Genomic DNA, 16,023 nt, shown 5'->3' with positions numbered 1-16,023 from the left:
GAGCTATAAGTTAGATGAAAATTTGGATTGAACGAAATTTAGAGGAAGCTAACTTACTTAACCCAGCTTTCTTATCATTAATAATTTACTTTTCGGCACAGGGATTTTTTCACGAGTCAAAAAAAAATATGCCGTACGTTTTCTCGTATTTAATAGCATCTATAGTACTGCACAAACAAACTAGATTCGCAATTCCTAAAACTCTTGGGACTAAATTTGGAAGTTGGCTAGCCAAAGAAGAAAATACTAGATTTAGAATATCATATCCAAAGCGCACTAAATCTCTAAAACCTTATGTGTCCGAGGCGATATTATTTGGCTGTTCCCACGATCTATTCCGTTTTTCAGATGAAAATCTTACTCCAGTTAAAACGATCCAAAAGTCAGACTACCATAACATTGGTTTTACTCCTGAAGTTAATCTATGTTTTGAAAAAGCAGCATTTTGCGGGCGTTGGATTTCTATATCAGGAAAACCCGAGACAATATTTGCTTTGCTAGGAGTAAAACCTTGAATGTTCAATTAAAACAGATAATACTATTTTTAAAAAATGGTAAAATTAGAATTTTATCTTTTGAGTTAAATACATTAAATATTATAACCGGTGGCTCAAAAACAGGAAAATCAGCGTTAATTCATATTGTAAACTATTGTATGGCAGCTAGCAAAAGCAGTATACCCGCTGGTGTTATACCTAACAATACACTTTGGTACGGGATTATATTGTCAAAAAAATCTGAAGAAATTTTCATCGCGAGAAAAAATCCAAAAAATGGATATTTAACGTCAGAAGAAATCTATATTGAAAGGGGAAAACGAATCAATATTGAAAACAATACTGAATTAAGCCAGAATATAAATTTAGAAGGCCTTACTACAGTTTTAAATGAATTCTGCAATATAACTGAATACTCTCACGAACTAAAACCGAATCAAACGAGACAAACTGGCTTAGCGAATATTTCCAAAGCACTCATTTACTGTTTTCAAGAGCAAGGAGAAATAGCCAATAAAAATCTTTTGTTTCATAGACAAGGTGAGCCCTTCTTACCTCAAAGTATAAAAGATTATATGCCCTACTTTCTTGGCGCCGTGTCCTTAGATTTTTTAGCGAAACAAGATGAATTGAAAAAATTAAAAATAGAATTAAATAAAATTGAATCAGAAGAAACGAAAAATTTCAAAAATATTGATAATGAGGTATCAACGGCACATTCGATGATAACTGAGGCAATTTCCGCAGGCTTACTAGATCAAGATACAGAATTTTCTGCTGATTTTGCTGAGATAAAGCAAATTTTATTGAATGCAATTGAGAACATAAATGAAAACAGAATTCCAGAAAGTCAATCTCAAGATGAATTAAATCGACTAAATTCAATTCATAATAATCTCAGAGAAGAATATAAGAAAATTAGTGAGGATATTGAAGAGTATAAAAATCTGCAGTTAAATGCAAGCGGATATAGCAATGAAAATCGTGAACAAAAATCTAGATTAGAAAGCATAGGACTAATACCAGAGAAATTAAGTCTAAATCCAACCTGCCCTTTATGTAATTCAAAGTTAAATAAAAAAATCCCAACTGTTATTGAAATAAACAAGAATTTACGAAGAATTAACCAACAATTAGATGAACTTTCTTCCGACTTACCTCATCTTCAAAAACTCATTAATCGATCTGCAGAAAAAAAAGAAATTTTAAAAAACGATCTTAATCAAATTAACCAACAAATAATCTCATTAAAAAATAGTACTATACGCATACAAGAATTTAATGATCAACAAAATCTAAAAAATTTAGTAAGAGGAAGAATCTCCTACTATTATGATACTATCAAAGATTTCATTCCAAATAAACCAGAAAACTCTAACTTAATTCTGTTAAAGGAAAAAATCTCGAATCTTGAAACCCAAATTGAGAATGAATCTATAGATCAAAAGTTAAATTCAATACTTTCATTGATTTCAAGTGAAATATCTAAGGCCGCTAAGAATCTAAAATTAGAACACTCAGAGTATCCTTTCAGATTTGATTTAAAAAAATTAACGGTAGTTGCAGATACTAAGGAAGGACCAATACCAATGAATACGATGGGAAGCGGGGAAAACTGGGTATCTATCCATCTAATTACTTACCTGGTATTCCACAAATGGTTTGCAGAACAAAAACTACCAATACCAAACTTCATTTTCTTCGATCAACCTACTCAAGCATTCTTCCCCCCTCAAACTAGAGACAAAAAAGTAAAAAATACAGATAATATTTCAGTGATTAAAATGTTTAAATTATTAGAATCGTTTGTTAAAAATGCAGGATTCCAAATTATACTGACTGATCATGCAGATTTACCATATCCATGGTATCAAAAGCATGTCGTAGAAAAATGGTGGGATGGAAAACTAAAATTAATTCCAACCAATCTACTTACTTAAAAAACTGGCACTGCAGATAACAGCGCCTTAACGCTTCGCTTCGGGACAAGCTCTCGCTCGGTCTGCGACACATAGGCTTCTTGCACTCCCCTTGCATTCGCAAGTGTCGTTCCAGTCCCTAACGTCCCGTTGGGACTCAGGGCCAGCCTACGTCGTTAAGGCTATTTCTTTATACGACATGCGAAAAAAAGGAGAAAATAAATGACAAATGATATTTTCATAAATAATGAAATCTACAAGAAAGCTTCAGATATATTTGAAATAAAATCTATCTCAGTTGAGGAAATTAAAGAAAAATGTATTTTTGTTATAGATACAAATGCCTTGTTGATTCCTTATTCTACAAGCTCAGGAAGCTTGGTAAAACTAACGGAAATCTATAAAAATCTCATAGATCAGCTAAGATTATTTATTCCAGGCCAAGTTGCAAGGGAATTTGCGAATAACAGACCAAACAAAATTAAAGAATTATTTCAAACAATTAATCGTCAAAAAAATAATTCCAAAACAATAAAAATTGGAAATTATCCTATTTTGTCAAATCTTGCCTCTTATCAAGAAATTCAAAGATTAGAGAAGGAAATTAACTATAGATTAGAAAAATATAATGAACAGATAACATTTTTAGCTAAAGAAATAAAGCTTTGGTCTTTCAATGATCCAGTATCCGAAATATATAGAAATTTATTTAAAAAGGAAGTAATAAAAGATTTAGATTTAAGCCAAGAAATAAAGATAAATATAAAAAAAGAACTTGAAAAACGCTATCAACATAAAATCCCTCCAGGTTTCAAAGACAGTGCAAAAGAAGATCTAGGCATTGGAGATTATTTAATTTGGAAAACAATTCTAGAGATTGGAGCAGAACAAAAAAAAGATTTAGTATTCATTTCTGGTGATGAAAAAAGTGATTGGTTCTATAGAAGCGAACAACAAGCTCTTTTTCCAAGATTTGAACTGATTACTGAATTTTTTGACTATTCTGGTGGCAAATCATTTAATATTATTAAATTGTCAAATTTTCTCGAATTATTTAGCTCAGATAGAGAAATCGTTCGGGAAATAAAGGAAGAGGAAGAAGATAGAGCTCGAAAGTATTATCAACGTACATTTAATCTTCTAATTGAAAATAGATTAATAAAGGAAAATGATCTGCTTTTTCTAAAAAGAAATTTACCAATCGGAATAAATTTCGAAGATCACAAAAATAAACTCACCTGCATTGTTACTGGAAAACTAGGTAGAAGCAACAATGTGAGATGGAATTTTGATAATAATGAATATGCTATATCTCCTCTAACCTCCAAGATATTTACAGAATTCAATGGAGAATATTTCTACGACAATGGAAATTTCTATTGGGAAAATAAAGATGGACAATCATTATATGAATTGGCACAGAACTTTCTAAATGGTCTTTAGCACGTCGTATAACAGCGACTTAACACTTCGCTTTGGGTCTTCGCCCTCGCTCGGCCTGCGGCAAATTCCCCTTCTGGCACTCCCCTTGCCTGCGCAAGTTTCGTTCCAGTCCCTAACCTCCCGTTGGTCTTCAGGGTCAGCCTACGTCGTTGAGGCTTGTGCGTAATGCTAAATGGAATAAATTATGAAAAACTTTTTAAATGAACTATTTACATGGGTTTTCGGAATATCAAGTTTAATCGGCTTGATAATCGGAATAGTGCCTATTGCATTCCTATACTTTAATGAAACCTCACCTGAACTCGAGGCACTTAAAATTCCATTCATATCCATGGCTTTATCAGTAGCGATATTATCTTTATCTTTAGTAATAACAAATTTATACTATGGATTCAAAGTAAACCGATTGGTTACCATTCCAGTCGAACATTACAAAATCGAAGAAAAATTAAATAGTTTTATAAAAATAATTACAGCACAAAGCAAGTTAATCCATAACGTCCTACACCATTTGAGATATATCATCTATTCATTTAGAGAATTGAATTATATGGTTACTAAGAAAAAATTAAAAGTGGATGAAATTATTGCTACCAATACTTTTAATAGTTTAACTCAATTTTTAATTACATTAGCCGATAACATCAAAATCTATTGTGATAAAGTAACTCAGGATGACTGTTCGATTACTATAAAGTTAATTAAAAAAATTGATAATGATATTTTGATTAAAACATTTATTAGAGATTCCAGTAGTTACCGAGAACGTAAAGAGAGTGATTTTATAGATGCAAAACATCCTAAAATTTACTATGCTACAGACAATACAGCTTTTAATACAATTTGTAGTCCTGATTTCAAAGATACTAAATTTATATCGAACAATCTAAAATCTCTTTTCGACGAGGGAAAATACACAAATTCTAATCCAAAATGGAATAATTATTACAATGCTTGTGCCGTAATCCCAATTTCATTAGTCCCAAATAAAGAGAAGCCGCATGAAAGAGTAATTCTAGGATTTCTTTGCATTGATAACTTCAAAGGTAAATTAGATGATAAATTTTTCATTGACTCGATTTCGGGTATCTCAGACATATTATTCATCCTATTTTTTGAATTGGATGAAACAGTTCTACATTGCCAAAAATCAGGAGTAAAACATGAGCAAATTAGCAAATATGTCAATTGGTCACAAAGTAGATAAAACCTCTGCTCATTCTTCCGCTTTCGGGAAAGTGGCGACCAGTTTTCAAAATAGTGTGTCCGCAAAATCAGTTCCAACTAAAGCAACGACTAAAAAGTCAGAGAAAGTTGTTAGCAATTCTAAAAAATAATTTATAAAATTCAACTGCGCATAACAGCGCCTTAACACTTCGCTTCGGGTCTTCGCCCTCGCTCGGGCTATGCCACATAGACTTCTGCCACTTCCCTTGCATTCGCAAGTGTCGTTCCAGTCCCTACCGTCCCGTTGGGACTCAGGGCCAGCCTTCGTCGTTAAGGCTATTTCGTTAGCCGCAATTCGGTAGAAACTTTCGAAAAAGGTTAAAATTTCAAAGAATATTATTGCTCACAAAAAGAAGGAACCGAATCTAATATATATGAGTGAACCAGTCCTTCTCGCCATGCTTTTCGCAGACAGAGTGATTACAGAAAATAATAATAAAAAGGGAATTATTGGGACTTTTGATAGGTTTATGTCGGGAACGTTTCCTGCAATTTTTCCTCCATGGGCTATTTACACAGCATTTACCAATATTGTCGGAAAGCATAATTTCGCTCTTACACTAACTTATATAGAGGCCAATCAGGTGATTCTTCCAATTAATGGAGAATTTGATTCAGTTAATGCAGAAGGTACTGTAGAATTAAGTTTTAATTTAGGTGGACTGGCATTTCCAAAACCTGGAAAATATAATCTATCCCTCCACATTGATGGAGAACTGATTGGATCAAGAGCATTGATAGTAGACCAAATAAAGCAAACAGCAGGATAAATAAATATGGAAAATTATATTCTACTAGATAATACATTTTCTTCAGAAGCAAACCATGCCTCTTCGATAAATACAAAGGCAATTGCAAAGTCAGAGAATGGAAACTTAGGAAAGCAATTTTCTTTAATTTTTAGCGATCGTTTAAAGAAGGGATTACTCGTAGAAACTGAAATTGAAGATGGGTACTATCTAGTTCTAAATAAGGAATTAGATATAACTGAACAAGGTATAACATATCAGGAAGCAGTAGAAAACTTTTTGGCTTTTCTATATGAGGATTTTGATAACATTAATAAATTAGAGTCTAGTAAACTTGACGCCAAACTTAAGACAATTCTACAAAAATATAAAGAGCTTTTGATTTGATATTACTCTATGGGAGATATTGAAAGAGATAAAATTGAATCATCTTTAATCAAAAAAGGCTTCAAATTGATAGAGTCCCATCATCGTTTCTATTACTTTGAACATAATGGAATTTTAACATCGATAAGAACCAAAATATCAACTGGATCAAGCTACAAAACCTACAACGATAGTTTAATTGCACAATTAAAAAAACAGTTAAAGTTTAATACAAAAAAAGAGTTACTCGATTTTATAAACTGCCCCATGACAGCGGAAGAATATAAAGAGCTTTTAACCAAAAATAATCAAATAACTTAAATGTAGAACTGCGGCTAATAGTGACTAACCGCTTCGCTTCGGGACTTCGACCTCGTATCCGGTTGTGTAATCGATTTCCTAAGCTCCAGGAAAAACTCCTCCCCCAACTCCCATTCCTCTCCATGCCTGTAATCCAACTGGATTCGGTGCAAGCCCACCCCAAGGTGTCCTCACAAACACCGCTTCCAAAACCCCCTCTCTGAATTTCGCTACCATTCTCTCTCGAAGATCGATAAACCTACTCCCGCACCATGGAATCACACGCATCCACTTTTGCACAGCGCATACGTTTTTCTTCCGCAAGCGAACGACGAACTTTGACGACCTAGTCGGATTGTAGTCATACCTATCTTCCCATTCTGCAAATTCTTCGATTTCACCGAGAAAAAGGATTCTTCTACACTCATCTGGATAAACTTTTATGGCTAGATCAGAGTAGTCGTAATTGGATTCATTTTTATTGAGAGTGCCTTCGTATCCGTAACCTGTCATTTATCCCTCCTAAGGTGATCATTTGCCAATTTCGATTTTGCAAATTGCAGCTGATCAATTGGGAAGCTGTAAACTTTTCCTGAAGTCAATTCCGCAAATATAGTCTTACCATCCTCCGCAACCTTCTTTATTTCCGCTAACATCCCACCTACGTTCACCTTCCCCTTCGCATAAACCCTCATAATCAGTCCAGGCTTTGGTAACATCGGGCCGGAGCCATACACTCGCCTCTGTTCGCGTGCGCGATTTTCAAATTCCTTGTGCTTCGATATCATTTTTTCGATTTTGGCTTTGTCTTCATCCGAGTGATTTGGCAAACTTACTTGTCGCCTACGCTGTTGTTTAGCTTCCTCGCGTTTCTTTTCAATCGGAGTATTTACTTCACCTGGTCGGATCCATTTCGTTTGTTTCCATACATTAGAAACTTCATAAACTCTAATATTGAAAGAAATTGCTAGATTTCAAGTGGGATGAAAATTATGTTTCGCTTTCCTAATAATTTCTGCGTCCGGAATTTGCAGCGGTCTCTTCAGCAATAGTAGTTAGATTCTAAAGTTTTCGTCTATCTCTCCTCCGTAAGGTGATGTGTTTCGAAAAACGGACGCCATTCTTAATAGTTATTTTGCATTCAGGAGGCATTTAGATCCAGCAACTCATTTTTTATGGAGGACATTTAGGTAAACGGCCATTCTATCTATGTTAAATGTTTCCTGGCAGCCTTATTTTTTGTAAATATTCTCCCAGATCTTCACTAATGCCAAAAAGAATGTTCGAAAAGTATCTCAATTTTTTAAAAAAAACGTTCAGATTCATGATGCAGGTCGCCTAAAAGTCAGAAATCAAATACACTTACGATTGTTGGAGGCATCCTATGGATCGAACAATACGTAAGAACTTAAAACCTACAAAGAATTTGCTGGTTCAATTGCAGGCTTTCCTTGCGCTCGTAGGAATGGTTTTCACAACTTTCATTTCGCTTCCTTTGTATGCGCAACCAGTTCCAGTCATTCAACTACAACTTTCGGATTACTCTCCCTCACTAATGGATGAAGTGTATGGTAGGTCTTACTTTTTGCAATCTTCAGCTCATTGGGAAGAACAAGTAGGTTCATACCGAGGGCTTTATAAAGCATATTGGGAGGACAGTGCGGATCAAGCGATATTTGACTACGTATCAACAGTCAATCAATCAGATGCATTTCATAGCACGGAAGCATACCAAGATTATATTCGAACCGAGCTTGAAGCCCAGAAAACTTTTGCACTTCAGAAGTGGGAAGAAAAAGCAAACCTACATTTCTTGGAAAGCAAGTCCGAGTTTTTGCAGAGATTGTCAACCAACAAGGTCAATGAAGCATACCTTTCAAATCTGGGAATCAAGGTAGAATCAAGCAGCAACGATATAGATTCTTTCAGCAATCATATCAAAAATGCAAATGAACAATGGGAATATAGATTTGATCAAAACTTCCAAAGTGGCTTAAACGATTTCGCTGCCTCACTTCAGCAAATCAATGAAAAATACCAAAGCTTTACAAACTCGCTAGATGAATCTGAAGCAGTATTCCAGGCTAATTTGAATGCGATAGACCAATATAAAAATGTTATTAAGGATACAATAAGAGGGATTGTTGGTAATTTTCAATCTGCTCTAGACCAGCCATGCAGTGGTGTCGAGCAGTGTTTGTATCGTTCAGCATCGACAGGCATTCTAAATACTGCTGGGGAAACCTTACAAGCATTCGTTAATTCTTTGAATCAAGAACTTAACAATTCTCAGCTAGATGTTACGAATATTTTTACGGCTATTTCACAACAAATAACTTCATTTTTAGATCAACAATCCAATCTCGCAAACCAAAGGTATGCGGATTATTCCAGCAGAATAAATACTTCGCAAACAACGTTGCCTCCTACATTGTACGGATCCGGAAATATTGATAACTATGTAAGTGAAATGGTAAATGGGAATTATACTATTCATCATCTAAGTTCACTCCAAAGATCACAATGGACTTTAGATAATCCATCTGAAGGTTTATTTAGTGGAGTCTCAAATCCTGAGATACGAGCGATCGTAAGAGCTATTCATAGCGGAAATGACCAGGAATTGAAAAACATATTAGAATCAAATCTCGGTGGAAAGGAAATTACAATTCGTGGGACGAATATCTACACAAAGGGATGGGGAGCAAACGGTGACGGTTTTGCATGGATAGATGTCCAAAACGAAGAGAGTAATTTTAGAGCCAATCCAGCAGGCTTTACCCATTGGGGTGCAAACCGAGGTACTCTATTACCTATACCATTGGCGTGGACAAACTGGTTTCAAATGGGAGAGATCGGGTATTCCGTTGCATACAATATGTATGATTCGGTTGCAGAGGAAAATTCTCTTTATTGGAACGGAAATTTTTCATCTTTAAATGGTCAATTAACACAATTTAGAGACGAGATCCTTCCTGCAATCAGCAATTGGGAATCGCATGTGGCAAGTTATAATTCATTCTATGAACAGTATAAGGTAGCCGCTGAGGATCTAAAAGCAAAAGCTCTAGAAGATTATACAAAATCCATTTCTGAAGTAACTAACAATCGATCTGCTTGGATTGCAAGAATGGAAAATGAGCGAAAGTTAGGGGAGCAGAAATGGTTAGAGATTGAAAAGTTGCATATGGAGGCTACAAAATCTCAGAATCCAAGCGAGTATGAGAAAATTATTTCAGAAAAAGTCTCCCAGTTGGAAAGGAGTGCGAACTTCGATGCATCTCAATTGGCATTTTCAACAGCAAATCAATATGAAACGAAGTTGGCAGAACTATCAAAACAAGAATTTCAATTTAATGAACCTCAAAATGTTACGCAAAACATTACAAACCAGCCCAATAGTTTACCGTTTATCGAGCCTAAAGTTGTTAGGGCAGCCTTAGGCATCACTGAGACTAGTCTCCCTGGATCTGTTAGCAACCAAACTGGCTTTGCGTATGATAGATCTGCAGGCTACACTTGGATCAAGAAGGAGATATCAGCTTCAAATGTTGGACAGTTGATCAGTTCCACAACTTCTGATCTTCGGTCATCTGTCCAAGAGCAAATTTCTGGATTGGAAACTTCTTTGCTGATTCCAAGTGCATCGAATTCCAGTAGTGCCAAAAATCTCGCAAGCATCTTGCCCACACCGTCTGGCGGAAATTGGTTTAACCTTTCCTCCCCCCTTTCAGGAGAGCCAAATACAGTAAAATCTTTCTCGATCTTAACCGCTGCGAAAGATAAAAAAATTGAAACTGAAATCAAGATAAACGGTCAGGACTTAAAAGAGAAATTGACTAACGTCACTGTCGGAGTCGGACAGTATATGCACGTCCAGGCGAAGAATGAAGAGAATGAGAAAGCAATCAAGCGTGAACAATTAGCGGCTATTCATAAAATTGCGTATTCAGTAAATTACGATGATCGTGTTTTTGCAAAGATTGATCCTGCAGATGGTTCATTGAAAACATCAGGAGAATATCCATCAGGAATTAAAGATTCTTACTTGCATGACCTATTGACTCGGATTTCGAATTACTCCTATGCCGAGAAGGCACCAGGAGAGGTATGTATTAGAGGATCTGCCTCGTACAATCAATGTATAGCGAATGAAAAATCGTATCAAGAAAGACAATCTGCCCACTATAAAAATGAATTCAATCAGGACATTGCCAAATTAGCTTCCTTGGGCCTTGAAATCCAATCCGGAAAAATTGTTCGATCTCTAACGGATTTGGAAAAACAAAAAATAGAAAGTTGTTATTACGAGCCAACAAAATGTTCAGATCTTTTGAAAAAAGACTATGACTATTCGGTAGATCATAGCCTGGGTCTTGTGACTCTCACAAAAACAATCAATAATGGTCAGCTCATTGGTAAAGATAGAGATGGGAACTTCATATCAGGCAAAACCGAAGAAACTCGTTATTTTATGTTGTCTCAAATTTCTCCGGTTAACATTCACAAAGATAAAAATTTCTTTGAGGTATGGGAGGATGAAGATTGGCATTCTGTTGAATCCCTAGCCTCTTCCGCCTTAGAGAAGTTTTTTGGAAATAAAGAAAAAGGAATCGAAGGAAAATTTGAAAACGACCAACTCGCTCTTGCCCAGATGCAGAAAAGTATCTCTCACGTAGAGGAGAAAAATGAAAAAATATTCCAAGAAAAGAAAAAATCTGCTGAAGAGCTCGAAGCAAATCTTAAAGAGCTATTGCTTGCCTATATCACTGGAGGTATGGCTAGCGTAAATGCAACCATTAAGAACAAAATCGAAGACCTGATCAATACGAATATAGCCACAGCTTTGGTTAAGGCAACGGGTGGTACGGATGAGTCCATCCAAATGATGTCGGATGTTGTTTCTTTGGTTCGTGGCCGAATGCAAGCAGATAAAATCAAACGAAGATCGAATGCGAATACGCTAGGAAAAATAGGATCTACGCTCTCGAATATGGCAGGCCCACTTGGGATGTTGGTAAATCCGATTGGTGCTCTTGCTACAATGTCAACGGTGAGTTCTCAATTGAAAATTCTTGAAAGTCCACTTGTCACCTTCGGGGCAGGTAAATCGATTAAAGAGGGAATGGACCGTAGCCTCGATGTTAAGGCTACTTATCAAGAATTAAAAAGTAAAGAAAGATCCATGATTAGAAATTACGCCTCAAATGCGATCGCAACAGCAACAGGGCTTCCAAAAGATCTAGTATCTCAAATTACCGTTGACTACGACGGTGCGCAAAAAGCAAAGAAGGTAAGGAAAGCAATTAATGCGAATCCAGTGGCAGCCATTGGTGGACAAGTTGTCGGAATAGTTGGGGGTATGGTAAAATCGGCTGCCGTTGCCTTCGGTGCTAAAGATCGAGACATTCAAAAATTAATTAGTGACTCAAATAAACTAGCCTTCTCCGGTTCACTAGAAACAACGTATACGGAAATTCAGTCTGAAGCCTTTTTGAACAAGGCTTTGGGCATGGCGGCTCCAGGGACAACATACACATCCAATGTTCCGACTTTAAAAAACAAACAAGCCTTTGCTGAGGAAATTGGACAAAGAGCTATGATCGCAGAGATTGCAAAGGGAACAGGCTTTGATAAAGATTTTGTCGATGCAATCTTCCGTAAGGAATTCCAAGCACGTAAACAAAGGGAAGCCGACAAAAAAGCCCAAAAGAAAGCCCAAGCAGAAACAGCAGTGAATGCTGCGATGGCAGTTGTTACCTTAGGGGCATCCGGTGTGCTAAGTGGACTTGCCGGTGTCATGCAATCCATTGGAACAGCACTCGGTGCAGCGGCAAGCACAGCCACGCAAGTGGGAGCGGCAGTTATGCGAACAGGGATCCAAGTGGCAGCGGGTTCTGCAAATGGAACAAAAGGTATGTTAGCTGGACTTGCAAATGGCCTTATAGGCACTATTGGAGCAGGCGCTTTTGATGGTTCCTTTATCAGTGATGCATCCAAGTTTATGGATAAGGCGGGAATGGGAGTAGGTATCAGCTACACGCCGGAAGGTGGCTGGGGTGCGGCCTTAGGTATTGGAAATACAAGTGGCAATATGGGATTCACCCTTACGGAACACCAAGGAACACAAATTAAATTTTCTGCTGGGAATGCTAGCTTATCCTATAATGCAGCTAATGGATCTGTGAATGTCGGTTACAATACTCAGGTAATGGAAGGAGTAAAACTAGGAGCAGGTTGGGATTCCAAAGCCGGTATATCAGCAAATGTAAGTTATACGGAAAAAGAAAGTGGAGCAGTGCTTTCTGCTAACATAGGAAAGGTTGGACTTTCGACAAGTGCGAGTATTCAGGTGGAAAGCCAAAATCAAGATGATACAAAAACATCGAAAAACCGCTTAACAAATGGAGTGATTCAACTCGGAACCACAACCGAAAATGGTTACCAAGCTCCTACATATGATTTCGTATCAGACAATTTGAACGATGCAAGAGTTCGAAATGAAAAAGCATCAGTTTCTGCGAAGGCTGAAGGGAAAAAGAGTACTAATGATAGCGATCTAGATATAATTGGGAATTTATTGTCGTCATTTGGAGTAGATGTAGACAATTTCATAAAGGATTTTGGTCATGGGATTAAAGATATATATCAAAATGGAATGGATAACTTCTTCGAAAAAACGGCAAATTTAATGTCAGGAAATGGCTTTTCCACTGACAAACAAATTTGGAACGAAAAACAATTGGCTCAAATGGAAGCTTATCGTTCATCAGGTGACACTGCTGCTGCCATCAATTCTGTTTACAGCATGGATATAAGTGAGGCAGATAAGAAGGAGATCATCAACAATATGTTGGGAAATGCTCCACTGAATGTGAATTCAATTCTTTACATGCTAAGTCATAGTGCGGCACAAGATGGCCGTTATGGGGAAAGAAGTACAGCTAGTGCCAATCGAGCTCGAGCCGCTTGGTTAAAAATGGAGCGAGAGTTAAATGAACTGAAAGCTGCCTCGGGTGGCGAGCTAACTATGGCAGACGTCATTGCGGTTGCGAATGCCAATGGAATCGATGTAAACTATTTACTCAGCCCGGCCGCAATCATTGGTGCTCAAAAATTGGCAGGGTATGATCGCCAACTGATCCAGGATAGAATTGTAACGAATCGTGCTGGATTGGATGTATATCAAGTTCGTGATCGAGCAATGCGCGAAGGTAAGACCATTGAGCAGATGACGAATATCATTCAGAAAGAAGTAGAGATTGAGAAGATCAATGATATGAAAAGGATATTGGCTTTGCCACCATTTGATCCTGAAAGAGTCGCGTTTGAGAGGAATCATGGAATAGTAAATCAGACTAATCACCCAACGAGCTTGACATCTCAAAGGGCCGAAATTCGTGGAGATCAAAGACCTGAACATGGAACCCTTGGTAGTTTAGTTCGAAATGGTCTAGAGTTTTTAAGTAGAGATCATGTTGGAAATTTATTGAGAGACGGAAGTTTTAGCAATGAATTGTGGGATGAAATGCGAGTAAGTGGATCCATAACGGATGGACCGCCAAGCCTCCTCTCTGTCTATGAATACAATCGTCAGTTTGCTGAACTGCTGTTAGATTCCATGGATAATGGATTGGGAACAGCCTTAATGAATCGTGTGGGAAATGGTTCCGATCTTTCACAATCGGTAGGTGAGATCGCATTGACAGCAATGTTAATGAGAGCACCAGGGGGCAGACCAGGTTCAGTTGGTGTATCTAGATGTTTGTCAAACGTAGCATGTGAAGCAATGGTTGATGGAGCAATAGGAGCAAGTTCAACATTTGCTTCAAATTTTTTCTCCAATGGTTTCTCAAATCTAGCAACAAGTATTCAAAACATTAGTGAAGGAAGATATTGGGTTAATGAAGAACAAAAGCCTCTTATAACTAAAAATCTCCTAGAAGATATGAGTAAGTCTTATGTTCAAAGTGCCTTAGGTAGTCTTCTTTCAAAAAAGTTTGTTGCTGAAAACTCTTCTACATTTAGTTCAATCACGAAAGGAGTTTTGATTGAGACTGGAATCGCGACTGTAGAAGAAGGAATAAAGGTGACCTCAAACTCTTTAGAAAACGGAGAATTCACATTCAATCAAGAAAATTTCTTAAATATTTTAAAATCATCAGGTCTCGCAATAATTAAGAATAGTCGTGATCAACTTTTTCGGGGACAAGATCCTTTAGCAACAAAGGCTCATGAAACGTTCCAAGATACCATTCTGGAATTTGGGGCTGATAGTTTACAAAATTTCTTAACTGAGAAATCTGACAGAGATCACAATCAAACAGAAACAAGACCTACCGAGAAATCTAATAACAACAGGAACCAATTAAATTTGGAGGTACCTCTTGGCCCACTAGCTCCCCTTGGCCCAAATCCGCAACCTGCTTCTGATAAATCGAGTCCAGTTTATCTTTCAGGACTTCCAAATGTATCCTCCCCAGCAAACAATGTAAAGATAAATGAAATCAGTCATTCTGAGAATGATCTCGAAACAAAAATACAAAAAGAAACAAGCTTTTTCGACTTTGATTTTTCTTCACCTTTGGCCGCGGATACTAAAGAGTACTCCTCCTTCTGGGGAGGAGCAGATGATTCGAAAATTGGATCAATGTTGAGAAATATCCCATTGATAGGCGGTATGCTCGGATCTGCAGGCGATGTTGTCAGCGGAGGTCTGCAAACAGCAACTGGACTGATCACCCTAGGTCAATATGGATCAATTACACAAGGATTGAAACAAATCGGAAATGGATTTTATAATTTTGGGGACATTATGGTGCGGGACTTAGTTGCAGGGGCGGCAGGTTTAGTGGGAACAGCGCTAACCACAACCAAGAGTGTGGCTAATTTCTTAACGTTGGGAATCATCGATCCACTTAGACCTGCTGAAGGTATAGTCCATTACGGAACTAAAGAAGATCCTAAAGGTGAAGCAACTCTAGAACTACGTAGAGAAAATTTGAATCTAGAAGAAAGAATATCAGAAGCGACGATAAACCTTTTTGCTGATATTGCCATTCCGGAATATGGATGGTTAGGTGGTAAGTCATGGGGAATTGACCAATTTGGAATCGGTGAGTTAGCTGAAGGTCTCAGAGTGAATAATTCCGATGCGGCCTCGTTTCCGCATGACAAAACCATGAATGAGGCTAATTGGGTTAGACAGACTCTCTCTACGAATCCAGAAATTCAATGGGTAGGACCGATAGGTGCCGCCTATGGTGCACTAGGGACTGCGGGATTTGGACTTCTAGCCCTAATACAAGGAGAATTTGATAAACAAGGGAAAATACAACTAGACGATTTGAAAAATGATATCAAAAGCAGTGGAAGCCAAAACTCGACTGAGATGAAAACACGAAGTTTTTCTGAAAGCAGCGATGAAATAAAAAACCAATATTATAAGGATAATATTAGCAAACATGGTGATACAGAGATCACAGAAAAAGAGGCCATTCCCGAATGATGGTGAGAAAGCAA

General features: G+C 37.2%; 10 protein-coding genes. 8 read left to right on the top strand and 2 right to left on the bottom strand.

The genetic code is table 11. From position 1 onward, the window contains the following. The first annotated feature begins 14 nt into the window (after positions 1-14). The 7 genes from DI060_RS18355 to DI060_RS18325 all read left to right on the top strand — a co-directional run bounded on the left by DI060_RS18355 (position 15) and on the right by DI060_RS18325 (position 6,522). Positions 15-515 (top strand): three component ABC system middle component, encoded by a 501-nt coding sequence (locus DI060_RS18355; RefSeq protein ID WP_108978469.1) that lies wholly within the window; start codon positions 15-17, stop codon positions 513-515. Further along, positions 512-2,437 (top strand): DUF3732 domain-containing protein, encoded by a 1,926-nt coding sequence (locus DI060_RS18350; RefSeq protein WP_108978468.1) that lies wholly within the window; start codon positions 512-514, stop codon positions 2,435-2,437. Before DI060_RS18355 ends, DI060_RS18350 begins: the two co-directional genes overlap by 4 nt. Before the next feature lie 201 nt (positions 2,438-2,638). Then, entirely contained in the window at positions 2,639-3,859 is a 1,221-nt protein-coding gene (locus DI060_RS18345; protein WP_108978467.1) for a PIN domain-containing protein, read from the top strand. 184 nt (positions 3,860-4,043) lie between these two features. Further along, a complete protein-coding gene (locus DI060_RS18340; RefSeq protein WP_108978466.1) occupies positions 4,044-5,066 on the top strand; it encodes a hypothetical protein in 1,023 nt (340 codons plus the stop codon). Positions 5,067-5,460: 394 nt separating this feature from the next. Beyond that, positions 5,461-5,856, top strand: coding sequence for a DUF6941 family protein (locus DI060_RS18335; RefSeq protein WP_108978465.1), 396 nt, complete (start codon positions 5,461-5,463; stop codon positions 5,854-5,856). 6 nt (positions 5,857-5,862) lie between these two features. After that, complete coding sequence (locus DI060_RS18330) at positions 5,863-6,222, top strand: hypothetical protein (protein WP_108978464.1); 360 nt, start codon at positions 5,863-5,865, stop codon at positions 6,220-6,222. 9 nt (positions 6,223-6,231) lie between these two features. Beyond that, positions 6,232-6,522, top strand: coding sequence for a hypothetical protein (locus tag DI060_RS18325; RefSeq protein WP_108978463.1), 291 nt, complete (start codon positions 6,232-6,234; stop codon positions 6,520-6,522). A gap of 78 nt (positions 6,523-6,600) precedes the next feature. Here DI060_RS18325 and DI060_RS18320 read toward each other — a convergent pair whose 3' ends face one another. Both DI060_RS18320 and DI060_RS18315 read right to left on the bottom strand, forming a co-directional pair. After that, on the bottom strand, positions 6,601-7,014 hold the full coding sequence (locus DI060_RS18320; RefSeq protein WP_108978462.1) for a hypothetical protein: 414 nt from the start codon (positions 7,012-7,014) through the stop codon (positions 6,601-6,603). Continuing rightward, complete coding sequence (locus tag DI060_RS18315) at positions 7,011-7,331, bottom strand: hypothetical protein (RefSeq protein WP_244594505.1); 321 nt, start codon at positions 7,329-7,331, stop codon at positions 7,011-7,013. Before DI060_RS18315 ends, DI060_RS18320 begins: the two co-directional genes overlap by 4 nt. A 554-nt stretch (positions 7,332-7,885) precedes the next feature. Between DI060_RS18315 and DI060_RS18310 the strand changes: the two genes are divergently transcribed. Next, on the top strand, positions 7,886-16,009 hold the full coding sequence (locus tag DI060_RS18310; protein ID WP_108978460.1) for a TIGR04388 family protein: 8,124 nt from the start codon (positions 7,886-7,888) through the stop codon (positions 16,007-16,009). Positions 16,010-16,023: the final 14 nt, after the last annotated feature.

Origin of the sequence: Leptospira ryugenii, assembly GCF_003114855.1 — a bacterium.
Classification (GTDB): Bacteria; Spirochaetota; Leptospiria; order Leptospirales; family Leptospiraceae; genus Leptospira_A; species Leptospira_A ryugenii.
The sequence above is the reverse complement of the archived record's forward strand: the minus strand, read 5'-3'. Positions and strand labels throughout refer to the sequence as shown.

What these genes read in the sequence shown, in the direction of transcription:
- DI060_RS18340 (WP_108978466.1), top strand. Translation starts at nt 4,044, where the DNA reads ATGAAAAACTTTTTAAATGAACTATTTACATGGGTTTTCGGAATATCA.
- DI060_RS18310 (WP_108978460.1), top strand. Translation starts at nt 7,886, where the DNA reads ATGGATCGAACAATACGTAAGAACTTAAAACCTACAAAGAATTTGCTG.
- DI060_RS18355 (WP_108978469.1), top strand. Translation starts at nt 15, where the DNA reads ATGAAAATTTGGATTGAACGAAATTTAGAGGAAGCTAACTTACTTAAC.
- DI060_RS18345 (WP_108978467.1), top strand. Translation starts at nt 2,639, where the DNA reads ATGACAAATGATATTTTCATAAATAATGAAATCTACAAGAAAGCTTCA.
- DI060_RS18335 (WP_108978465.1), top strand. Translation starts at nt 5,461, where the DNA reads ATGAGTGAACCAGTCCTTCTCGCCATGCTTTTCGCAGACAGAGTGATT.
- DI060_RS18325 (WP_108978463.1), top strand. Translation starts at nt 6,232, where the DNA reads ATGGGAGATATTGAAAGAGATAAAATTGAATCATCTTTAATCAAAAAA.
- DI060_RS18330 (WP_108978464.1), top strand. Translation starts at nt 5,863, where the DNA reads ATGGAAAATTATATTCTACTAGATAATACATTTTCTTCAGAAGCAAAC.
- DI060_RS18320 (WP_108978462.1), bottom strand. Translation starts at nt 7,014, where the DNA reads ATGACAGGTTACGGATACGAAGGCACTCTCAATAAAAATGAATCCAAT.